Source organism: Streptomyces sp. XM4193 (assembly GCF_023072595.1).
Lineage (GTDB): Bacteria > Actinomycetota > Actinomycetes > Streptomycetales > Streptomycetaceae > Streptomyces.
Genome location: NZ_JALLGK010000004.1, coordinates 432,558 through 454,328, shown reverse-complemented (window position 1 = coordinate 454,328; position 21,771 = coordinate 432,558). Strand labels below are relative to the sequence as shown.

Annotated in this window: 18 protein-coding genes and 2 pseudogenes; 7 read left to right on the top strand and 13 right to left on the bottom strand. The window is 73.0% G+C overall.

What is annotated here, in order from left to right; all coding sequences use genetic code 11:
* Nucleotides 1–193: 193 nt before the first annotated feature.
* Nucleotides 194–1,252, top strand: a complete 1,059-nt coding sequence (gene sph / locus MTQ01_RS14970) for a sphingomyelin phosphodiesterase (RefSeq protein ID WP_247490577.1) — start codon at nt 194–196, stop codon at nt 1,250–1,252.
* Nucleotides 1,253–1,337: 85 nt separating this feature from the next.
* Here the strand turns inward: sph and MTQ01_RS14965 are convergent, their stop codons facing one another.
* The 3 genes from MTQ01_RS14965 to MTQ01_RS14955 form a co-directional block, all read right to left on the bottom strand.
* A complete protein-coding gene (locus MTQ01_RS14965; RefSeq protein ID WP_247490575.1) occupies nt 1,338–3,554 on the bottom strand; it encodes an MMPL family transporter in 2,217 nt (738 codons plus the stop codon).
* A gap of 160 nt (nt 3,555–3,714) precedes the next feature.
* Nucleotides 3,715–4,431, bottom strand: a complete 717-nt coding sequence (locus tag MTQ01_RS14960) for a TetR/AcrR family transcriptional regulator (RefSeq protein ID WP_247490573.1) — start codon at nt 4,429–4,431, stop codon at nt 3,715–3,717.
* A 203-nt stretch (nt 4,432–4,634) separates the two neighbouring features.
* The gene (locus tag MTQ01_RS14955; protein WP_247490571.1) at nt 4,635–5,543 is read right to left on the bottom strand and encodes an aminoglycoside phosphotransferase family protein; all 909 of its coding nucleotides are present in this window, start codon (nt 5,541–5,543) and stop codon (nt 4,635–4,637) included.
* A gap of 199 nt (nt 5,544–5,742) precedes the next feature.
* On the opposite strand from MTQ01_RS14955, the gene MTQ01_RS14950 reads away from it, so the two are divergent.
* Nucleotides 5,743–6,513 carry a MerR family transcriptional regulator gene (locus MTQ01_RS14950; protein ID WP_247490569.1) on the top strand — a complete coding sequence of 257 codons (771 nt, stop codon included), beginning with the start codon at nt 5,743–5,745 and terminating at the stop codon, nt 6,511–6,513.
* A gap of 64 nt (nt 6,514–6,577) precedes the next feature.
* Here MTQ01_RS14950 and MTQ01_RS14945 read toward each other — a convergent pair whose 3' ends face one another.
* The 4 genes from MTQ01_RS14945 to MTQ01_RS14930 all read right to left on the bottom strand — a co-directional run bounded on the left by MTQ01_RS14945 (nt 6,578) and on the right by MTQ01_RS14930 (nt 12,639).
* Nucleotides 6,578–8,776 (bottom strand): 3-hydroxyacyl-CoA dehydrogenase NAD-binding domain-containing protein, encoded by a 2,199-nt coding sequence (locus tag MTQ01_RS14945; protein WP_247490567.1) that lies wholly within the window; start codon nt 8,774–8,776, stop codon nt 6,578–6,580.
* Nucleotides 8,777–8,822: 46 nt separating this feature from the next.
* Complete coding sequence (locus tag MTQ01_RS14940; protein ID WP_247490565.1) at nt 8,823–10,037, bottom strand: acetyl-CoA C-acetyltransferase; 1,215 nt, start codon at nt 10,035–10,037, stop codon at nt 8,823–8,825.
* A 136-nt stretch (nt 10,038–10,173) separates the two neighbouring features.
* Nucleotides 10,174–11,316, bottom strand: coding sequence for an acyl-CoA dehydrogenase family protein (locus MTQ01_RS14935; RefSeq protein ID WP_247490717.1), 1,143 nt, complete (start codon nt 11,314–11,316; stop codon nt 10,174–10,176).
* 111 nt (nt 11,317–11,427) lie between these two features.
* Nucleotides 11,428–12,639 (bottom strand): CaiB/BaiF CoA-transferase family protein, encoded by a 1,212-nt coding sequence (locus MTQ01_RS14930; RefSeq protein WP_247490563.1) that lies wholly within the window; start codon nt 12,637–12,639, stop codon nt 11,428–11,430.
* 209 nt (nt 12,640–12,848) lie between these two features.
* Between MTQ01_RS14930 and MTQ01_RS14925 the strand changes: the two genes are divergently transcribed.
* Nucleotides 12,849–14,012: a trans-acting enoyl reductase family protein gene (locus MTQ01_RS14925; protein WP_247490561.1), complete on the top strand. Its 1,164-nt coding sequence runs from the start codon at nt 12,849–12,851 to the stop codon at nt 14,010–14,012.
* Between the two features lie 226 nt (nt 14,013–14,238).
* Here MTQ01_RS14925 and MTQ01_RS14920 read toward each other — a convergent pair whose 3' ends face one another.
* Nucleotides 14,239–14,934 carry an endonuclease V gene (locus MTQ01_RS14920; protein ID WP_247490559.1) on the bottom strand — a complete coding sequence of 232 codons (696 nt, stop codon included), beginning with the start codon at nt 14,932–14,934 and terminating at the stop codon, nt 14,239–14,241.
* Between the two features lie 177 nt (nt 14,935–15,111).
* Here MTQ01_RS14920 and MTQ01_RS14915 point away from each other — a divergent pair, with 177 nt between their 5' ends.
* Nucleotides 15,112–16,563 (top strand): CoA transferase, encoded by a 1,452-nt coding sequence (locus MTQ01_RS14915; protein WP_247490557.1) that lies wholly within the window; start codon nt 15,112–15,114, stop codon nt 16,561–16,563.
* Nucleotides 16,564–16,620: 57 nt separating this feature from the next.
* Here MTQ01_RS14915 and MTQ01_RS14910 read toward each other — a convergent pair whose 3' ends face one another.
* The 4 genes and pseudogenes from MTQ01_RS14910 to MTQ01_RS25310 form a co-directional block, all read right to left on the bottom strand.
* On the bottom strand, nt 16,621–17,316 hold the full coding sequence (locus MTQ01_RS14910; protein ID WP_247490555.1) for a DUF1707 domain-containing protein: 696 nt from the start codon (nt 17,314–17,316) through the stop codon (nt 16,621–16,623).
* Nucleotides 17,317–17,438: 122 nt separating this feature from the next.
* A complete protein-coding gene (locus MTQ01_RS14905) occupies nt 17,439–17,759 on the bottom strand; it encodes a hypothetical protein (RefSeq protein WP_247490553.1) in 321 nt (106 codons plus the stop codon).
* The gene (locus tag MTQ01_RS25315) at nt 17,737–18,216 is read right to left on the bottom strand and encodes a hypothetical protein (protein WP_374207748.1); all 480 of its coding nucleotides are present in this window, start codon (nt 18,214–18,216) and stop codon (nt 17,737–17,739) included. The genes MTQ01_RS14905 and MTQ01_RS25315 overlap by 23 nt, the downstream gene beginning before the upstream one ends.
* A gap of 79 nt (nt 18,217–18,295) precedes the next feature.
* Nucleotides 18,296–18,394: pseudogene (locus MTQ01_RS25310) on the bottom strand (1-acyl-sn-glycerol-3-phosphate acyltransferase); the annotation flags it as partial.
* 25 nt (nt 18,395–18,419) lie between these two features.
* Here MTQ01_RS25310 and MTQ01_RS14900 point away from each other — a divergent pair.
* A complete protein-coding gene (locus tag MTQ01_RS14900) occupies nt 18,420–18,710 on the top strand; it encodes a hypothetical protein (protein WP_247490550.1) in 291 nt (96 codons plus the stop codon).
* 4 nt (nt 18,711–18,714) lie between these two features.
* Here MTQ01_RS14900 and MTQ01_RS14895 read toward each other — a convergent pair.
* Nucleotides 18,715–19,538: pseudogene (locus tag MTQ01_RS14895) on the bottom strand (GNAT family N-acetyltransferase).
* A 446-nt stretch (nt 19,539–19,984) separates the two neighbouring features.
* On the opposite strand from MTQ01_RS14895, the gene MTQ01_RS14890 reads away from it, so the two are divergent.
* Both MTQ01_RS14890 and MTQ01_RS14885 read left to right on the top strand, forming a co-directional pair.
* Nucleotides 19,985–20,752 (top strand): hypothetical protein, encoded by a 768-nt coding sequence (locus tag MTQ01_RS14890; RefSeq protein ID WP_247490548.1) that lies wholly within the window; start codon nt 19,985–19,987, stop codon nt 20,750–20,752.
* A 104-nt stretch (nt 20,753–20,856) separates the two neighbouring features.
* A complete protein-coding gene (locus MTQ01_RS14885) occupies nt 20,857–21,720 on the top strand; it encodes an Fpg/Nei family DNA glycosylase (protein ID WP_247490546.1) in 864 nt (287 codons plus the stop codon).
* Nucleotides 21,721–21,771 lie beyond the last annotated feature (51 nt).

Below are 21,771 nucleotides of genomic sequence, written 5' to 3'. Positions count from 1 at the left end.
CGGGCGGGGCGGCGCCGCGAGGCGGCGCTGTGCGGCGGCCGGGCGGGACCGGCCGCCTCCCGCACACGGGCCGGCGCGGCGGCAAACTCCGGTCCACCGAAACGTCATCCACACAGGGTTACTCAGGCGTAGCGAGCACTGCTTGAATAGACAAGCCAGCGCGTCAGCCCCAAGTCTCCCCCAGGAGCGACAGGTGTCCCACCGTACGAATCGAAGGAAATCCAGGCAGTTCGGCACGGTGCGTCTCGCCGCGCTGACCACCGCACTCACCGCCGTGTGCGCAGCAGCGGCCGTACCCGCGGCGCACGCGCAGTCCGAGCGCACACAGCCCGAGCGCACACAGTCCGAACGCGCGCAGTCCGAGCCGTCCGAATCCTCGGGCCCGGCGCTGCGAGTGCTCAGTCACAACGTCTTCCTCTTCAGCAAGCTGCTGCACCCCAACTGGGGTCAGGACCACCGTGCCGCGCAGATCCCGCGGCAGGACTGGTTCGGCGGCAACGACGCGGTGGTGCTCCAGGAGGCGTTCGACAACTCCTCCTCGGACGCCCTGCTGGAGAACGCGGCGGACCGGTACCCGCACCGTACGCCGGTGCTCGGCCGCTCCCGCGACGGCTGGGACGCCACCCACGGCGCGTACTCCGCCGCCGCCGTGGAGGACGGCGGGGTCGCGGTGCTCAGCAAGTGGCCGATCGTGCGCAGCGAGCAGTACGTATACGAGGAGGGCTGCGGCATCGAGGCGCTGTCCCAGAAGGGCTTCGTCTACACGGTGCTGGACGTGGCCGGCAGCAACGTCCACCTCGTGGGCACGCACACGCAGTCCACCGACCCTGGTTGTGCGCAGGGGCGCCCGGCCGAGGTGCGCAGCGCCCAGTTCCGCGAGTTGAGCGCGTTCCTGGACCGCAAGGAGATCCCGGCCGACGAACAGGTCCTGGTCGCCGGGGACTTCAACGTCGACTCCCACAGCGAGGAGTACCCGCGGATGCTCGCCGACGCGGGGTTGGCGGACGTCGACAGCCGCAGCGGACTGCCGTACTCCTTCGACACCGAGGACAACTCGGTGGCCGCCGACCGCTACCCGGACGACCCGCACGAGAACCTGGACCACGTGCTGCACCGCGAGGGCCACGCGCGGCCGCAGTCCTGGGGCAACGAGGTCGTCGCGGAACGCTCCGAGCCGTGGACGGTGCGCAGTTGGGGCAAGGAGTACACCTACACGAACATGTCCGACCACTATCCCGTCGTCGGCGGCTGAGCGTACGCTCCCGCACACCCCATGCGGCTGGGCCCGGTCTGTCGAGCAGACCGGGCCCAGCCGCGGGATCAACGCAGGCGGGCGATCAACTCCCCACGCCCACCGACTCCTTCTCCTCGGCCGCCGGCTTCTGCGTGGACAGCTTCTCGCCCTCCACGTCGACCGACGGCAGCGCGCGGTCGAGCCACTTCGGCAGCCACCAGGCGGAGCGGCCGAGCAGTGCCAGCACGGCCGGCACCAGAGCCATCCGGACCACGAAGGCGTCGAAGAAGACCGCGATCGCCAGTCCGAAGCCCATCATCTTGATCATCGGCTCGTCCGAGGCGATGAATCCGGCGAAGACACTGATCATGATGACGGCCGCCGCGGCGACGACCCGAGCCCCGTGCGCGAAGCCGGTGACGACGGCCTCGTGCGGGCTCTGCCCGTGCACGTACGCCTCGCGCATCCGCGTCACCAGGAACACCTCGTAGTCCATCGCCAGTCCGAAGACCACGCCCACCAGGAAGATCGGCGCCATCGAGACGATCGGACCGGTCTGGGCGACACCGAGCAGGTCGGCGAGCCAGCCCCACTGGAAGACCGCCACGACGGCGCCGAGCGCGGCCAGCACGGAGAGCAGGAAGCCGAGCGCCGCCTTGAGCGGGACCAGCACCGAGCGGAAGACCAGCATCAGCAGCACGAAGGCGAGCCCGACGACCAGTGCGAGGTAGGGCACGAGCGCGTTGTTGAGCTTCTCGGAGAAGTCGATGTTCATCGCGGTCGAACCGGTGACCATCACCTCGGCGCCGGTCTCGGACCGGGTCTCGCCCGAGGTGTCGCGGATCTCGTGGACGAGGTCCTGGGTCTGGGTCGCGGTCGGACCGGTCTCCGGGACGACGTTCAGCATGGCGGCGTCGCCCGCGCGGTTGAACTCCGGCGGGGTGACGGCCAGCACGCCGTCCAGCGAGCCCAGTTGCTTCGCCACGCCCTGCACCGCGGACTGCGGGTCGCCTTCGACGTCGTTCGTGTCGACGACCACCATCAGCGGGCCGTTGGCTCCGGGTCCGAAGCTCTCGGCGATGATGTCGTACGCCTTGCGCTGGGTGGACTCCTCGGAGCGCGAGGAGTCGTCGGGCATGCCGAGTTCGAGCTGGGTGACCGGAAGCGCGATGACACCGAGCCCCAGCACCGCGGTCAGCAGCACCGCCACCGGGCGCCGCAGCACCAGCTTCGCCCAGCGGGTGCCGAGCGACTCCTTCGGCGTGGCCGGGTGGGCCCCGCCCTCGCCCTCGTCGCGGGTCTTGCGGGTGCGCCGGCCCAGCACCCGGTCGCCGGCGAAGCCGAGCACCGCGGGCACCAGGGTGAGCGCGACCAGTACGGCGATGGCGACGGTGGCCGCGGCGGCCAGACCCATCTTGGTGAGCAGCGGTACGCCCACCACCGCCAGGCCCGCGAGGGCGATCAGCACGGTGAGACCGGCGAACACCACGGCCGAACCGGCGGTGCCCACGGCGCGTCCCGCCGCGGTGTCGGCGTCGTAGCCCTCGGCGCGTTCGGAGCGGTAGCGGGAGACGATGAACAGCGCGTAGTCGATGCCGACCGCCAGGCCGATCATCGCGGCCAGGATGGAGGTCACCGCCGACATGTCCATCAGCGGGGCGAGCGCGATCACGCCGCCGACGCCGATGCCCACCCCGACCAGTGCGGTGATCAGCGGCATGCCCGCCGCGACCAGCGAACCGAAGGTGATCACCAGGACGATCGCGGCGACCAGCACACCGATGACCTCACCGGTTCCGGTCTCCGGCTCGGTCTCCAGCGCGGTGCCGCCGGTCTCCACCACCAGGCCGGCGTCGCGGGCGGACTCCGCGACCTTCTCCAGCGCCTCGCGGGACTCCTCGGTGACCTCGCCCATCGGCGCGTCGTAGAGGACCGTCGCGTAGACCGTCTGCTGGTCCTTGCTGATCGCCTTGGCCTCGTAGGGGTCGACGACGCCGACGACGTCCTTGTCCTTGCCGAGGCCGGCGACGGCCCGGTCGACGGTGCTCTTCGCCTCGCCGCCGGTCAGGCGGGTGCCGTCCTCGGCGCGGAAGACCATGCGCGCGGTGGCGCCGTCGGCGTTGGCCTCGGGAAAGCGCTCCTCGAGCAGGTCGAAGGCGCGCTGGGTCTCGGTGCCCGGCATGGCGACGGACATGCCGGGTGTGCTGGCCGCGGTCGCGGCGCTGAACCCGATTCCGGCCAGCAGCGCCAGCCAGATCAGCGCGACGATGCCGCGGCGCCGGAATGAGAACCGGCCTAGTGCGGAGAGAAGTGTTGCCACGGGGGTAGCTCCCGTCGGTTCGTACGGTGGGCAGGGTCTGGCGCGCCTCGGGGCCGGTCTCGGCCCCGGGCGGTGGGTGGTGCGGTGGGTCCCGGTCCGCCCGGCCGCCGTGGGCGCGGCGCTCGGGCCGGTCCGTCCCCGGGTCGGCGGTGGGCGGAGGTCAGTCCCCCGGGGGTCCCTTCGGGTCGGTGGCCGGGCCGGCGGACTGCGGGCCGGTCGAATCAGGAGCGGTGGCCGGCACGGGCTGCGCGGAGTCGCCCTCGACGGGCGCTCGCAGTCCGAAGATCGGCAGTACGACCTCGTCGACCAGGGTGACGACGTACTCCTCGTCCGGCTCCAGCCCGTCGATGAAGACGCGCGAGAACAGCGCGCCGAAGATCAGATGCGGCACGTACTTCACCGCGGACGGCACCTCGGCGATCTCGCCCCGCTCGACCGCGGCGTCCAACAGCCGCTGGAACGCGACGAGTTCGGGCTCAATGATCGTCTCGCGCATCGCGCGCAGCAGCTCGCCGTCCGCCTGCATGGCGGAGCCGAGCGCCCGCATCAGCGGTACGTCCCTGGCGGCGTCGCGCCCGGCCCATCTGGCCAGCTCGCGCAGGTCCTCGACCAGGCTGTCGCGGCCGAGCCCCTCCATCGGGGGCGGCGGCGCACCGCACAGCTCGATCGCGGAGACGACCAGCCGCGACTTGTTCCCCCACTGGCGGTAGAGGGTTGCCTTGCTGGAACGGGTGCGACTGGCGACGGCGTCCATCGTCAGCGCCTCGTAACCCACTTCGCGCAGCAGGTCCAGCACCGCGTCGTAGAGCTCGCGCTCGCGCTCGGGGGTGAGCTTGCTCCGTCCCGAAAGCGGGCTGCGGCTGCATCGGATCGACATGCCCGGCACTCCTCGACGTGCTCGGTGGAACCGCCATCGAAACGGTTCCGTACTCCAGAAGCGTAGGGAGCGGCGATGCGAAACGCAAGCGGATCGATACGGCTGAGTTTCGCATCACATGCCGTACGCCGCACGGCTCGTCGGCCGGACGCTCGTCTCACGGACGCACGCCTCACCGGACGCTCGTCTCACGGGTGCACGCCTCACCGGACGTCGGCGGACTCCAGGATCGCGCGCAGACGCGACAGGCACTCGGCGACGAAGGCGGGGAAGGTCGTCCAGTAGTACGGCACACCGCTCACTGCCACCGCGACGGCCCACGCACGGGCCCGCGACCAGGTCGCGTCGTCCAGGCCCGCGGCGTCCCAATACGCCTGCCGGGCCTCGGACGGAAGGTCCCACACGGGCGCGTGCTCGGCGTCGGGGAACCCCACCGAGAGGCAGCCGAAGTCGATGACCGCCTGCAACTTCCCCTGCCGGACCAGCAAATTGGAGGGTTTGAGATCGCCGTGCAGCCAGACCTGCGGGCCGGACGGCTCGGGCAGCGCGAGCCCGCACTCCCACAGCTCTCGCAGCCGCGCGAGGTCCAGGTCGAGCCCGCGGATCGCACCGCAGGCGTCGAAGGACTCGCCGATCCGGCTCGCGCACGCGCGCAGCACGCCTCCCCGGTACCCGCCGAGCTCTCCGCGGCGTTCGGCACCCAGCAGCGGCGCGGCGTGCAGACTCCGCACGACCTCGGCCAGATCCGCGCCGAAGGCGGGCCAGTCGGCCACCGTGCCGGCAGCGGCCTCCTCGCCCTCGATCCAGCGGTGCACCGACCAGACGAGCGGGAACACCGGACTCGGCACACCAGCGTGCACCGGCTCGGGGACGCGGCAGGGCAGATGCGCCGCCAGCCGCGGCAGCCACTCCTGCTCCTTGCGCACCGCCCCGGCGTTGTCCCGGGTGCGCGGCAGCCGTACGAGCAGCCGGTCGCCCAGTCGGTACATCGTGTTGTCCGTCCCGGCGCCCGCCGGCGAGACGGACAGGTCCTGCCACTGCGGGACCTGCTCGCGCAGCAGCGCCCGCACGACGCTCTCGTCCGCACCGACCTCGTTCTCGTGAAGTGCCACGCCGGCACTCTCGCGAACGGACGCGCTCGGGGCCACCGAATTACCCGCGCCCGAACCACCGCGGCACGCGGCGGGTGAACGGCTGTCGCTCCGTGCGGGTTTCACAACTTCGCTGAGACAGCGATACTGCACAACACGGTCGCCACCGGTGCGCGGACCGTGGCACCACCGAGGGACGAGAGCGAGAAGGGCAGCGCGGATGACCGAGAACTCCGAGCACACTGAGCACGCCGGCCCGGCCGCCCTGACCGTCGACGAACTGGCGGCGCGCGCCGGGGTGACGGTGCGCACCATCCGCTTCTACAGCACCCGCGGACTCCTGCCCCCGCCGCGGATCGGGCCGCGCAGGGTCGGCCGGTACGACCACGGACATCTGGCGCGGCTGGCCCTGATAGAGGAGTTGCAGAGCCAGGGCATGACGCTCTCGGCCATCGAGCGCTACCTCCAGCGGCTGCCCGAGGAGACCACCGCCCAGGACCTGGCGATTCACCGCGCACTGGTCGCCTCCTGGATGCCGGACAGCGCCGACGAGGTGACCCGGGAGCAGCTGGAGCGCCGGGCCGGCCGGCCGCTTGCCGACGCCGACATCGAGCGGCTGGAGGCGATGAACGTGCTGGTGCGCGGAGCGGATCCGGCGGTCTTCGAGGTGGACGCCGGTCTGCTGCCGCTGGGGGTGCGGCTGTTGGAGCTGCCGATCTCCCAGGAGGCGGTGGTCAGATCGCGGCAGCTGATGCTGGACCACGCGCGCCAACTGGCGGGCGAACTGAGCAAGTTGTTCCGCGAGGAGGTCTGGGACCCGTACCGCTCGCAGCAGCCCGACGAGGAGGAGGTGGAGCGGATGAAGACCCTCTCCGCCCATATGCAGCCGCTCGTGGTGCAGGCCCTGCTGACGGCGTTCCAGCGTTCACTGCGCGAGGAGTTGCGGGGCACGTTCCCCGAGGAACGCGCCCCGCGACTCGGCCCGCGCTGAGCACCCGGCCCGCCGCAGGGCGACCGGGACGGAACGCCGGGTCGGCCCGGCGTTCCGGGGCCGGTCAGCTGTCGCGGAAGGTCTCCCCCGCCGCTGCCTTCGCCAGCAGCAGCTCCGGCGGGGCGAAACGGTCGCCGTAGCGCTGCTGCAGCTCGCGGGAACGCTCAACGAAGCCGTTCAGGCCGCCTTCGTAGCCGTTGATGTACTGGATCGCGCCACCGGTCCACGGCGGGAAGCCGATGCCCATGATGGAGCCGATGTTGGCGTCGGCGACCGAGGTCAGGACGTTCTCCTCAAGACAGCGGACGGTGTCCAGCGCCTCTGCGAAGAGCATCCGCTCCTTCATGTCCGCGAACGGGATGTCGGGGGCGGGCTCCTTGGTGAAGTGCTCGCGCAGACCGGGCCAGAGCCGGGTGCGCCGGCCGTCCTCGTACTCGTAGAAGCCCGCGCCGCCGCTGCGGCCCGGCCGCTCGAACTCGTCGACCATGCGGTCGATCACGGCCTCCGCCGGGTGGACCGGCAGCTCTGCTCCCTGTGCCAGCAGGGCCTTTCGGGTCTCGTCGCGGATCTTGCGCGGCAGTGTCAGCGTCAGCTCGTCCATCAGGGACAGGACCTTGGCCGGGTAGCCGGCCTGGGCCGCGGCCTGCTCGACGGAGGCCGGCTCCACGCCCTCGCCGACCAGCGCGACACCCTCGTTGATGAACTGGCCGATCACCCGAGAGGTGAAGAAGCCCCGGCTGTCGTTGACCACGATCGGGGTCTTCTTGATCTGGCGCACCAGGTCGAAGGCGCGGGCGAGCGCCTCGTCGCCGGACTTCTCGCCGCGGATGATCTCCACCAGCGGCATCTTGTCGACCGGCGAGAAGAAGTGCAGCCCGATGAAGTCCGCTTCGCGTTCGACACCGGTGGCCAGCTCGGTGATGGGCAGCGTGGAGGTGTTCGAGCACAGCAGCGCGTCCGGCTCGACGACGTGCTGGATCTCCTGGAACACCTTGTGCTTGAGGTCGGTGTTCTCGAAGACCGCCTCGATCACCGCGTCGCAGCCGGCGAGGTCCTCGACCTGGGCGGTCGGTGTGATGCGGGCGAGCAGCTCGTCGGCCTTCTCCCGGGTGGTCCGGCCGCGCGAGAGGGCCTTCTCCACCAGGGCGCGCGAGTAGTCCTTGCCCTTCTCCGCGGCCTCGGTGGTGACGTCCTTGAGCACCACCTCGATACCGGCCCTCGCACAGCTGTAGGCGATGCCCGCGCCCATCATCCCGGCGCCGAGCACCGCGGCCCGGCGGACCGTACGGGGTTCGACGCCGGAGGGGCGGCTGGCACCCGAGTTGACCGCCTGGAGGTCGAAGAAGAACGCCTGGGTCATGTTCTTGGAGGTCTGGCCGACGACCAGCTCCGTGAAGTACCGGCTCTCGATGGTCTGCGCGGTCTCGAAGTCGACCTGGGAGCCCTCGACCGCGGCGGCCATGATGTTGCGCTGGGCCGGGTAGGGCGCGCCCGCGGTCTGCTTGGTGAGGTTGGCCGGGAAGGCGGGCAGGTTGGCCGCGAACTTCGGGTGGGCCGGGGTGCCGCCGGGGATGCGGTAGCCGTCGGCGTCCCAGGGCTGGCGTGCCTGCGGGTTGGCACGGATGTGGGCGAGCGCGGAGGCGAGCATCTCCTCGCGGGTGGCGACGACTTCGTGCACCAGCCCCTTCTCCATCGCCCTGGCCGGGTGGTACTGCTGCCCCTGGAGCAGGACGTTCAGCAGTGCGTCGGCGATGCCCAGCAGCCGCACCGTGCGCACCACTCCGCCGCCGCCGGGCAGCAGACCGAGCGTGACCTCGGGCAGGCCGATCTTGGAGCCGGGCGCGTCCAGCGCCACCCGGTGGTGGCAGGCCAGGGCGATCTCCAGACCGCCGCCGAGCGCCGCGCCGTTGACCGCGGCGACGACCGGGACGCCGAGCGTCTCCAGCCGGCGCAGATCGCGCTTGACGCCCAGGCCCCGCTCGAAGACCTGCGGTGCCGTCTCGGGGGTGGCGCGGATGAGGAGGTTGAGGTCGCCGCCGGCGAAGAAGGTCTTCTTCGCGGAGGTGACGACGACGCCGCGCAGCGCGTCCCCCTCCGCCTCCAGCCGGTCGACGACGGTGGTGAGCGAGGTGATGAAGCCCTCGTTCATGGTGTTGGCGGACTGGTCGGGGTCGTCCAGCACGAGGGTGACGATGCCCTCGGCTGCGGTGCCTTCGTGGCCTTCGACGCCCCGCTCCCAGCGGATGGTGGTGGGCTCGGACATGTGTGAGGTCTCCTGGCGGATCGGGCGGTTGAGGACGGGGCGGACGTCAGAGACGCTCGACGACGGTGGCGATTCCCATGCCGCCGCCGACACACAGCGTGGCCAGGCCGTACCGCTGGTCGCGGCGCTCCAGCTCGTCGACGAGGGTGCCGAGGATCATCGCGCCGGTGGCGCCGAGCGGGTGGCCGAGGGCGATCGCGCCGCCGTTGACGTTGACCTTGTCCAGGGACAGGCCCATGTCGCGCACGAAGCGCAGCACGACGGCCGCGAACGCCTCGTTGATCTCCACGAGGTCGATGTCCTCGATCGTCAGGCCGGCCTTGGCGAGCGCCTTGCGGGAGGCGGGGGCGGGGCCGGTGAGCATGATCGTCGGGTCGTCGCCGGAGACGGCGGCGGAGACGATGCGGGCGCGGGGGGTGAGGCCGTGGCGCTCGCCGACCTCGGCGTTGCCGATGGCCACCAGCGAGGCGCCGTCGACGATGCCGGAGGAGTTGCCCGCGTGGTGGACGTGGTCGATCCGCTCGACCCAGTGGTACTTCTGCAGCGCCACCGCGTCGAAGCCGCCCATCTCGCCGATACCGGCGAAGGAGGGCTTGAGCTTCGCGAGCGAGTCGGCGGTCGTACCGGGCCGCAGGTGCTCGTCGCGGTCCAGCACGGTCAGCCCGGAGCGGTCGAGGACCGGTACCACGGAGCGGTCGAACCGCCCTTCCTTCCACGCCTGGGCGGCACGCTCCTGGGACAGCTCCGCGTACTCGTCGACGTCGCGGCGGCTGAAGCCCTCGACGGTGGCGATGAGGTCGGCGCCGATGCCCTGGGGCACGAAGTTGGTCTCGAAGCTGGTCATCGGGTCCATCGCCCAGGCGCCGCCGTCGCTGCCCAGCGGTACGCGCGACATGGACTCCACGCCGCCCGCGAGGATCAGGTCCTCCCAGCCCGAACGGACCTTGGCCGCGGCCAGGTTGACCGCCTCCAGACCCGAGGCACAGAAGCGGTTCTCCTGGAAGCCGGCGACGGTGTCCGGCAGTCCGGCCGCGATGGCGGCGATCTTGGCGATGTCCGAGCCCTGGTCGCTGTGCGGGCTGACGACGCCCAGCACGACGTCGTCGATCGCCGCCGGGTCCAGGTCGGGGAAACGGCGCCGGACCTCGTGGATCAGTCCGACGACCAGGTCGATGGGCTTGGTGCCGTGGAGCGAGCCGTTGGCTTTGCCGCGCCCCCTGGGGGTGCGGACGGCGTCGTAGACGAACGCTTCGGTTGTCACGGTCTGCGGCCTTTCACTTGCGGGAGTTCAGCGGTGGTGGCGGGGACGGATACGGCTGGGGGTCGGACGGGGTGGGGCTGGGTCGCGGCTGGGTTGCGGCTGAAGGACGGCGGGGCGTGCGGACCGTGCGGAGCGGTCAGCCGAGCAGCGAACGGCCGATGATCTCCTTCATGATCTCCGTGGTGCCGCCGTAGATCGTCTGGATACGGCCGTCGACGAACGCCTTGGCGACCGGGAACTCGGCCATGTAGCCGTATCCGCCGTGGAGTTGGAGGCACCGGTCGGTGACCCGCTTCTGCAGTTCGGTCGCCCACCACTTGGCCATCGAGGCGTGCACCGCGTCGAGCCCGCCGGCGGAGTGCTCGGCGATGCAGCGGTCCATGAAGCTGCGGGTGACGGCGATCTCGGTCGCCATCTCGGCAATCTCGAACCGGATGTGTTGCAGCTTGGCCAGCGGACGGCCGAACGCCTCTCGTTCCTTCACGTACTTCTTGGTGAGCTCCAGCAGATGCTCGGCGGTGGCCACGGCGGCGACGGCGATCCCGATGCGCTCCTGCGCCAGATGCGTCATCAGGTGGATGAAGGCGCCGTTCAGCTCGCCGAGCAGATTCTCCTTCGGAACCACCACGTCGTCGAAGAACAACTCGGCGGTGTCCTGGGCCTTCTGGCCGATCTTGTCCAGGTTGCGGCCGCGCTCGAAGCCCTCGGCGCCGCGTTCGACGACCAGCAGGCTGAGCCCCTTGGCGCCGCCCTCGGGGCTGGTCCTGGCCACCACGACGACCAGATCGGCCAGGATCCCGTTGGAGATGAACGTCTTCGCGCCGTTGAGCACCCAGTGGTCGCCCCGGTCCTCCGCGGTGGTGCGGATCCCCTGGAGGTCCGAGCCGGCGCCGGGCTCGGTCATCGCGATGGCGGTGATGGTCTCGCCCGAGCAGAAGCCGGGCAGCCAGCGGCGCTTCTGCTCCTCGGTGGCGAGCGCGAGGAGGTAGGGGCCGATGATGTCGTTGTGCAGGCTGAGGAAGAGCCCCGAGGCGCCCGCCGTCGCGAACTCCTCGACCAGCACGGCGCTGTAGCGGTAGTCCGGCTCGCCACCGCCGCCGTACTCCTGCGGCATCGCCATTCCCAGCAGCCCCTGGCGGCCCGCGGCCAGCCAGGCGTCCCGGCTGACGATGCCGTCCTTCTCCCACTGGTCGTGGTGCGGCAGCACCTCCTTGGCCAGGAAGGTCCTGACCGATTCACGGAAAGCGTCGTGGTCCTCGGTGAAGATCTGGCGCGGCATGGTCGTCATGGCTGCTGCCTCTCGTCGGGCCGACGGCAGACGGCCGGGCGGCGGGTGGTGGCTGGTGCGGCGGCTCGTGGCTGGTGCAGGGTTGGTGGCTCGTGCGGGCGGTCAGTCGGGCGGCTGCGACCTCACCGGAGCGGGACTGTCCGGGTCGGTGGAGCCCTCCGGCCGGGCCAGGGCGGGCACGCCCCAGTCCGCGGCCACTTCGGCGGTGTGCCCGCCGATCGGCGCGGGGGCGGTGCGCACCGTGGTGGGGGTGGCGGAGAAGCGCGGTGCGGGCGCCGGCTGGGTCAGCCCGTGCCGTTCGACGTACGTGCCGCGTGCGGCGAGATGCGGGTGGTGCGGCGCCTCGGTCATCGAGAGCACCGGCGCCACGCAGGCGTCGCTCTCGGCGAAGACCCGCGCCCACTCGTCCCGGCTGCGGGTGCGCACCCGGGCGGCGATGATCTCGCGCAGCTCGCCCCAGCGGGTGAAGTCCTCGCGCGGCGGCAGCCGTTCACTGTCCACCACCGTCGGCCCCGCGCCGTCCCCGGCCAGCCCGAGGAGTGCCAGGAACTCCGCGTAGAACTGCGGCTCCAGAGCGCCGACGGCCAGGTGGCCGCCGCAGGCGGTCTCGTACACGCCGTAGAAGGGGCAGCTGCCGTCGAGCAGATTGACGCCCCGGCGGTCCTGCCAGGCCCCCGCGGCGAGCATGCCGTGCAGCATCGCGGTCAGATGGCTGGTGCCGTCGACGATCGCGGCGTCCACCACCTGTCCCCCGCCGCCGGCCCGTACGTGGTGCAGCGCCGCGAGCACGCCGGTGACCAGGTAGAGCGAGCCACCCGCGTAGTCGCCGAGCAGGTTGATCGGCGGTACGGGGGCGCCGTCGGCCGGACCGATCATGCCCAGCGCGCCGGTGACGGCGATGTAGCCGATGTCGTGGCCGGCGCGCGGCGCGAGCGGGCCGTCCTGGCCCCAGCCGGTCATCCGGCCGTACACCAGGCGGGGGTTGCGCGCCGTGCACGCCTCGGGGCCGACGCCCAGTCGCTCGGCCACGCCGGGGCGGTACCCCTCGATCAACACGTCGGCGCGCTCGGCGAGTTCGAGCACGGCTCCGGGACCGTCGGACTTGAGGTCCACCACGACGGAGCGCTTGTTGCGACCGGTGAGGTCGTGTGCGGGATCGATGCCGAGCGCCGCCCCGCCGGGGCGGTCCACCCGCACCACGTCCGCGCCCAGATCGGCCAGGAGCATACCGGCGAACGGTCCGGGTCCGATCCCGGCCAGCTCCACGACCCGCACCCCGGCCAGCGGCCCGTACTGCTGCGACTGCGCTGTCATCGCACCTCTTCACCGCGTGTGACACCAATGATGTAACACCGGTGATGCTAAGAACGTGTTCCACTTTGCACAAGCCCCCTCGGACGCACGGCGCACCTTCCCCGGCGGAACACCGCCCCGTTGGCGCGAAGCGCCTCTGCGCGGCCCCGCTCGGTGTGCCCGCCCCGCCACGCCGTACGGTCGGGAACACCCCAGGACAAGGAGCAGACGTGCCAAGGAAGTACGACGTCGTTCTCTTCGGTGCCACCGGGTTCGTCGGCCGACTCACCGCCGAGTACCTGGCCGAGAACGCACCCGAGCACTGCCGTTGGGCGCTGGCGGGCCGCGACACGGCCAAACTCACCGCGCTGCGCGCCGAGTTGGCCGCCCGCTTCCCCGAGCTGGCGGAACTGCCGCTGCTGCGCGCCGACTCCGGCGACCCCGACTCACTGCGCGAGCTGGCCGGCTCCACCCGGGTGCTGGCGACGACGGTCGGCCCGTACCTGCAGTACGGCGAACCGCTGGCCGCCGCCTGCGCCGACGCCGGCACCGACTATCTCGACCTCACCGGCGAGCCCCAGTTCGTCGACACCGTGTACGTCAACCACCACGCCCGCGCCCGGGAGACCGGCGCCCGGCTGGTGCACGCCTGCGGCTTCGACTCCGTGCCGCACGACCTCGGAGTGCTGTTCACCGTGCTCCGGATGCCGCAGGACGTTCCGCTGCGCGTGGAGGGGTACGTCCGCGCCAAGGCCGGGATGTCCGGCGGCACCTTCGCCTCGGCACTGGAGTCGTTCGCCCGTTGGCAGACCATGTCCGCCACCGCCAGGGCCCGCCGCGAGCTCGAGCCCCGCCCCCGCGACCGGCGCATCTCCACCCCGGTCGGCCGGATCCGTCGCGCCAAGGGGATGCCGGCCTGGGCCGTACCGCTGCCGACCATCGATCCGCAGATCGTGGGCCGTTCGGCGGCCCAACTGGAGCGGTACGGGCCGGACTTCGAGTACCGGCACGCCGCCGCGGTCCGCCGGCTTCCGGTGGTGGCCGGCGGAGTGCTGGGGGTCGCCGGCATCGCACTGGCAGCCCAGATCCCGCCCGCGCGGCGGAAGTTGGGCGCGAAGCTGGCCCCCGGAGACGGACCGAGCGAGAGCCGCCGGGCCAGGAGCTGGTTCTCGGTGCGCTTCACCGCGACCGGAGGCGGACAGACCGTCCGCACCGAGGTCAGCGGCGGGGACCCCGGCTACGGCGAGACGGCGAAGATGCTCGCCGAATCAGCGCTCTGCCTGGCCTTCGACGAACTGCCGCACACCAGCGGGCAGGTGACGACGGCCGTCGCCATGGGCGAACCGCTCATCGAGCGGCTGCGCGCGGCCGGCATCGTCTTCCGGGTGGCCTGAGGCACGGCGCCGCCCGGTCCGCGTCCGCGTCGGCCTCCGCGTCCGCGTTCCGGCGAGGGCGGGCGCGGTACGCGGGCGGGCGCGGTACGCGGGCGGGCGCGGTACGCGGGCGGCGGGCGAGAGACCGCTGCCCACCCCGGGTGCCGGCCGCTCGTCGCCGAGGCCGCGGCCCGGTGCGGGGTCGGCCCGGTGCGGGACGGCCCGGCCCGGTGCGGGGCGGGCCGGTTCAGCCGGGTGCGGCGAGTGCGTCGCGGCAGAGCCGGTCGGCGAGGCGGGTGGTCTCCGGCTGGCGGTACTCCCTGGCCAGCGACAGGACGTGCGCGCACGCCGCGTCCGCCGAGACCCGGTGGCCCGCCGACACGTACACCGGTTTGACGCCGCGCCGGGTGCGCAGGGCGGCGCCGACCTCCTCGCCGGTCTCCGGGTCCAGCAGCGGCGCCCGGGCACCTCGCTCGGCGCCCAACTCGCCGTGGTGGAAGCCGAACGGGTTCTTGGCGACACCCAGGCAGGGCATCGCGGTGACCACGCCCAGATGACTCGCCAGTCCGAAGCGGCGCGGGTGCGCGAGCCCGTAGCCGTCGCACACCACCAGGTCCGGCCGGGCGTCCAGCCGGGACAACGCCTCGAGCACCGCCGGCAGCTCCCGGAACGCCAGCAGTCCGGGACGGTAGGGGTACGGGACGGGTCCGCGGGCCGTCGCACTGTGCACCACGCGCAGCTCGGCCGCGTCCAACAGCACTGCCGCCGCCGCGAGTCGGCCGCCCGCGTCGTCGTACGCCACGTCCACGCCGGCGACGAGTGTGCCCGGCGCGCCGGGTGCCGGGGAGGAGTCGACGAGGTCGACCCGACCGCGCAGCCTCAGCTGCGTCGCCACCGCCTCCTCGTCGTCGGCCGGGGTGCGGTGCTCGTCCGTGGTCCTCATCCGCCCCACGCTACGCCCCTGTTCACCGCGCCCGGTCCGCACTGCGGCGGGTCCGCACGGCACGCGGCAGCACACCGCACACACCACCCGGCACAGGGCAGAGCCGGCACCGGACCGCGGCGCGCAGTGCCGCCGGGTCCCGCCCGACAGATCCGGCGCTCGTCTAGCGTGGCGGTCATGACGCGTTGCGAGAGCCCGCACGACCGTCCGCCCGAGGACGCCGGTTGGCGCGAGGCGGGTGGACGGATCTGGTCACGGCTGGGCGGCGACCCCGCCGATCTGCGGCGGCTGCGGCACGTTCGCGCGCACGGGCTCGCGGCGCGGCTGCCGGTGCTGGATCTGGCGCGCGCCACCACCGGTGTGTGCGCGCTGGCCGCGGCCGAGTACGCGAACCCGGGCGCCCGGGTGGAGCTGTCGGACGCCCGGGTGGTGGCGGCCTTCCGCAGCGAGCGGCTGCTGCGCGTCGACGGCCGGGCGGTGAACGGGTTCGCGCCGCTGTCCCGGTTCTGGCGCACCGCCGACGGCTGGGTGCGCACCCACGCCAACTACCCGCACCACCGTGCCCGTCTGCTCGCGGCCCTCTGCCTCCCGGACCCGGGCGCGGACAGCGAGCAACTGGTCGAACGGGTCGCGCGGACGCTCGCCGAACGCGACGCCGAACAGGTGGAGCGGGAGGTCTTCGCCGCCGGTGGTCTCGCGGTGGCCGTACGCACGCCCGCGCAGTGGCGGGCGCATCCGCAGGGCGCCCTCGGCGCCGGCGAACCGCTGCTGCCGGCCCCCGTGCGGTTGGACGGTGCCGCGCCGATCGCGCCGCAACGGCCTTCCCGTCTGCGGGTGTTGGACCTGACGAGGGTGCTCGCCGGGCCGGTGGCCACCCGTACGCTCGCGCTGCTCGGCGCGGACGTGCTGCGGGTGGACCCGCCGCAGCTGCCGGAGAGTCCGCAGACCCACGCCGATGTCGGCATCGGCAAGCGCACGACCCGGCTCGATCTGGCGAACGGCGGGGACCTGCGCACGTTCCGGGAGCTGCTCGCCGAGGCCCATGTGGTCGTCACCGGCTACCGGCCCGGCGCGCTCGACAGGTTCGGGCTCTCCCCCGACGCGCTGGCCGAGCGCAGAGCGGGGCTGGTGGTCGGCACGCTCAACGCGTGGGGCGAGGAGGGGCCATGGGCGGGACGCCGCGGTTTCGACAGCCTGGTCCAGGCCGCCTCCGGCATCGCGCTCGTCGAGGGGGACGAAGAGCGCCCCGGGGCGCTGCCGGCCCAGGCGCTGGACCACGGCACCGGCTATCTGCTGGCCACCGCACTGCTGCGGGCACTGAGCGCGCAGCGCGCGGGCGAGCCCGGCAGCGTACTGGTACGGGCGGTGCTCGCCCGCACCGCACACGCCCTGCTCGACTGGCCGCCCAACGCCCCGGACACGCCCGGCGCCGGGCCGGGACGCCCACCCGGCGGCGGTGCGCCGACGGCTGGGGACACCGACCCGGAACCCCTGCTCCTGGAGCGGGACAGCCCCCTCGGCAGACTGCGGTACGCCGCCCCGCCGCTGGTCCACGACGGCGGCCCGGACGACTGGTCCCGAGCGCCGGGCGTCCCCGGCGCCGATCCACCGTGCTGGGAGCCCCGCTGACGGCCGGTCGGACGCCGGCGCCCGCAGCCCGTTCCGGCGGACCCGGGACGACGGACCCTAGTGCCAGCCGCCGTGGCCGCCCGAGTGCGGGTCCTTGGGGCCCTCCGGCAGCTCCCGGCCCTCGCCCCGCTCCCCCTTCTTCGGCTTCTTGCGGCGCACGTCGACGCCGCCCCAGAGGGCGAGCCCGCTGACCGTGATGCGCGGTGCGCCCGCGGTGCCGGTGCCGGTGGCGCCCTGCTCGAACCCGCCCATGATCCCGATGCCGGTGACCTCCACCTCGGCGTCGTGCGGGACGATGATGTCGATGCCGCCCATGATCGCGAACGCCTTGATCTCCACGTCGCGGTCCTCGAACCGGGCCTGACGCAGGTCGATCTCGCCGCCGCCCCAGAGGGTGAAGCAGCGGAAGATCCGCGGCATGATCCAGCTGCCCTTGCGCACGAACCCGCCCATCACCGCGACTCCGGTGCGGGAGGTGGGGGTCGCGCCGTAGCGGTCGCGCCAGCGCTGGACCGACGCTCCGGCGGTCTGCGTACCGTCCGCGGCCCCGAGCGCCGTGTCCGAGCCTGGTTGCGGCAGATCCTGCACCAGCGGCACCAGTTCACTGCGGGTGCGCGAGGCGTACGTGGCTTCCAGGCGCTCCTCGAACTCCTCGGTGGTCAGCCGTCCTTCGGCATAGCCGTCTCGAAGCCGTTCGGCGATGGCGTCGCGGTCCGCGTCGGAGGCGCGCATCTCGGGGAGGTCCTTGGTCATGGCGAAAGCCTACGCAGGGAGTTGCGGCCGAGCGAGGCCGGAGTCCGCCCGGCGGGAGCGGCCCGCTCGCTCCCGGTCGCGACGCGGGCGCACCGGCATCACGACCGGTGGCGCACCGGCCGTCAGGAGCCGACCCGCACGAGCGGTTCGATCACCACGACAACGGCGATTCCGGCGACCAGCACCGCTCCGGCGACCCTGGTCCGGCCCCAGCGGCTGAGCACGATCGCGGTACCGGAGCAGATCAGCGCGACGCCGTACAACCCCAGTGTCACCAGCGAGGGTTGGGCCGCGAAGCGCACCACCATCCCGACGGCGACCACGACCATCACCACCGCGGCGGTCACCGCGCGCACCAGCCGTGCCTGGCGTGGCGTCAGCCGCCCCCTGCGCGGAAGAACGGAGGCGGCTGCGGACTGGTCACCCTGACGGAGCGCGGTCATGTTCACGAGCGTAATCGGTCGCCCCACGCGGGGTCACCACCAGGTCCGTGGTCAGATGCGCCAGCCCGCGGCGCGCGACCCTGCGGCCGCCGCGTCCGTTCCCGGCAGCCGGCCCGCAGGACCCGGCACCCGGCGCGGCGGACGGGCCGAGACCGCCGGACGAGCGGACCCCGGCAGCCGATCGGGACGCGGCGTGCGAGTGGGCCGGCGGCCGGACCGGGGGCAACAGCTCGGCGTGCACGGAGAGTTCGACCGCGCCGAGTACGCGCCGCAGCGAGCGCGGCAGCGAGTCGTCGCCGACGAAGGCCGCCACCGTCGAGGGCGCGGATCCCGGCTGGCGGTAGCTCAGCGCCACCGGCCGCACCGGGACCGCGGCGCGTACGGCGGCGTCGAACACCGCGGGACGGAACGGCCCCTGGCGGCGTCCGCACCAGGTGGTGCCCTGAGGGAACGCCACCACCGTCGCCCCCCTCCCCCAACGCCCGCGCCAACCGGTCCACCACCAACGGCAGTTCCCTGAGCCGCCGCCGCTCGATGAACACCGTCCCGGCGGCGCGGGCCAGAGCGCCGATCACCGGATAGCTGTCGACCTCCGCCTTCGCAAGCATCCGCCCCGGAGACACCGCCGCCAGCACCACCACGTCCAGCCAGGAGATGTGGTTGGCCACCACGAGCGCCGGGCCCCGGCCGCGCCGGCCGCGCACCCGAAGCCGTACGCCCAGCGCGCGCAGCAGCGTCCGGGACCACAGCCGCACCAGCGCATACCGCAACCGGCGGCCGGTGCAGGCGCACACCGGCGCGCAGAGCGCACCGACGCACAGCACCGCCGCGGTTGCGGCGACCCGCAGGGCGATACGGGCCGCACCGGCCGAGGGCGGCGCGGCCGGCAGGCACCGTCCGACGGTGCACGTCGCGGACGGCAGCCAGGGCCCGGCCGCACCGCCGTGGTAGCCGGTCATCGCGGGGCGAGCCCCAGAAAGTGCCGCAGATAGCGGGGGTTGGTGTCGCGGAGCGAGAGCAACACATAGAAGTCGGCGGCGTCGAACTCCGGATCGTGGGCCGGCTCACCGCAGACGCGGGCGCCCAGCCGCAGATAGCCGCGCAGCAGCGCGGGCAGCGGCGGCGGCTCGGTGAACCCGGCCCGCCCCCGCGCGAGTTCTGTGCCCGGCGGCAGCCAGGGACGGCGCGGGCGCACCCGGTGCTCGACGGGCGCCGCCCAGCGCCCGGCCGAGGTGCGCCGGTACACCTCCGCGGCCACCGCGCCGCCGTCGCCCAGCGGTACGGAGCAGCAGCCGGCGAGCCAGTTGTGCCCGCTGCCGATCAGATAGCGGGCGATGCCGGCCCACATCAGCGCGATCACCGCACCGTCCCGATGGTCCGGGTGGACGCACGAACGCCCCACCTCACCAGGTCGTTGTGCAGGGACGCGTGCGGGGCGAGGTCGAACTCGGCGTCCGCGTAACGCCCTTCGGCCGCGCGGGCGCCGTGCGGCGGGAGCAGTCGGTAGGTGCCGACGACGGCGCCGGTGGCCTTCTCGGTGACGAGCAGATGGTCGCAGTGGGCGTCGAACCGGTCGCTGTCCAGGCCGTTGTCCGCTCCCGGCAGCCGCGCGCCGAACTCCGCGCCGAACACCTCGTGTCGCAGTCGCTGCGCGGCGCGCACCTGGCCGTCGTCGACCGCGAGAGCGACGGTGTAGCCGCCCTGCGAGGCGGCGTCGAAGACGGGCGGCCGGTGGGTGGGGGCTGCAGGTCGGCGGGTGAGGACGGTGGGTGCGGTCATGGCGCGCTCCTGGACTGTGGCCTGGACGGCTTCGGGGACGGAAGACTTGCCGCGACCTCCTTCCTCCCCGTGCGCGTTGGATGTGCGGTGGCCGGCCGACGTCGAGCCGATGTGCGCGGGTTGAAGGGTCTGCGGCTGCGTACGGCCAACCGACGCACGGGTGACGCGCCGTGGCCCCGCAGGCGCCGCGGGGGTTGCGAGCCGGCCCCGCCCGCACGCACCGCACCCCGCCGCACGCACCGCGCCCCGCCCGCACGCACCGCACCCCGCAGCCCCACGCGCGGACCGCACCACGCCGCGCGACCCACGCGTCCGCGCACCCGCTCGGAAGATTTCTGTCCGCCCCGACTACTGCGCGGGCGGGGGCAGTTGGCAGAATCTGCGCATGACGGGCGGCGCGACCCGGCGCGGCAACTGCCCGAGGCACCGACTGACGGGAGCGGACGTTGACCCGGTCGAACTTCACCGTCGAGGTGAGCGGCACCTCCGGATCGCACGCCGGGCTCTGGCCCGAGGGCGAGATCTTCATGCTGCTCCCCGAGGGGGAGCACCGCGCGGAGAACGCCCTGGCACGCGTCGGGCTGGTGAAGGCCGGCGGCCCGCTGAGCCCCGACGAGGCGACCTTCACACCCTCGCCCGAACCGGCCGGCGGCCCGACCACCGTCACCGAGGTGGAGACCCGTACGGCCAGGCTGGCCCGACAGGACGAGGAGCACCCCGTGCTCGTCCTGCACGACCCGGACAAGCGGTTGGTCTGCTCGGTGCACCCCGATCCGCTGGCCAAGGGCGAGCCCCAGCAGTTCTCGGTCTACGACGACCACGGCGAGCAGCTGTGCCACATCTCACGCGGGCGCTCCGCCCGCAGCCGCAGGGCGTACTGGCGGATCGACCAGCCGGGCGGCGAAGCACCGCTGATCGGCTACAAGGGCACCGTGGCCGGCTGGCTCGGCTTCGCCCTGCTGACGCCGCTGTGGCTGCTCTTCTTCGCGGTCTCCCTGCTCATCACCCTGGTGACACTGGGCAACACGACCGACCTCATCGTCTGGAGCTGCCCCCGCCGCACCGCCTGGCGCCGTCCGGGCACGCTGCGGGCCGCGATCACCTTCCGCTACATGAACTCCCTCTACGCCTGGGACGATTCACTGGCCGACCACCGCATCGTCCACGCCCAGGCAGCCCTCCACCAGTTCACCAAGTACCGCGCGGAAGGCTGACCGCGGCCCTGCGCGCGCACCGCACCACCGCCCCTGCGCGGCGGCCGGGCGCGGCTCGTCGGCCCCGGGGTGCCGGGTGCGGTGGGCTGCGCGACACTGGCGTCATGCCGGAGCTGCCAGAGGTCGAGGCCCTGCGCCAGTACCTGACGGACGCGGTGGCGGACTGCCGCATCGCCTCGCTGACGCCTGTCGCGGTGAACGTGCTCAAGACCTGGGACCCACCGCTGGAGGAGCTGGTGGGCCGGGTGTGCACCCGGGTCGAGCGCCACGGAAAGTTCCTGGACCTGTGCACGGCGGACGGGCCGCATCTGGTCGTCCATCTGGCCCGTGCCGGCTGGCTGCGATGGCGCGCCGAGGAGCCCGCCCGCACCCGGCCGGGTCGCGGGCCGCTGGCGCTGCGGCTCCGACTCGCGGACGGCCGCGGCGGGTTCGACCTCACCGAGGCCGGCACCCAGAAGCGACTGGCGGTGTACTGCGTGCACAGACCCGAGGACGTGCCCGGTGTCGCACGGCTGGGGCCCGAGCCGCTCGCGGACGCCTTCGACGTCACCGCGTTCGCCGAACTGCTGAGGGGCCGGCGGCACCGGATCAAGGGCGTGCTGCGCGACCAGAGCGTCATCGCCGGCATCGGCAACGCGTACTCCGACGAGATCCTCCATGCGGCCCGGATGTCGCCCTACCGGCTCGCCTCCGATCTCGACCCCCGGGAGGTCGGGACGCTGTACGAAGCGATGCGCGGCACGCTGCTGGGGGCGGTGGAACGCGCGAGGGGGCTCGCAGCGCAGGACCTCAAGTCCGAGAAGAAGAGCAGTATGCGGGTGCACGGCCGGGCGGGGCTGCCGTGCCCGGTGTGCGGTGACACGGTGCGCGAGGTCTCCTTCCGCGACTCCTCGCTCCAGTACTGCCCCACCTGCCAGACCGACGGCCGCACCCTGGCCGACCGCCGGATGTCGCGACTCCTGAAGTAGACCGGCCCACGCACCGCCCCGCCCCGCACCGGCCAACCGGCCCCGCGTCGG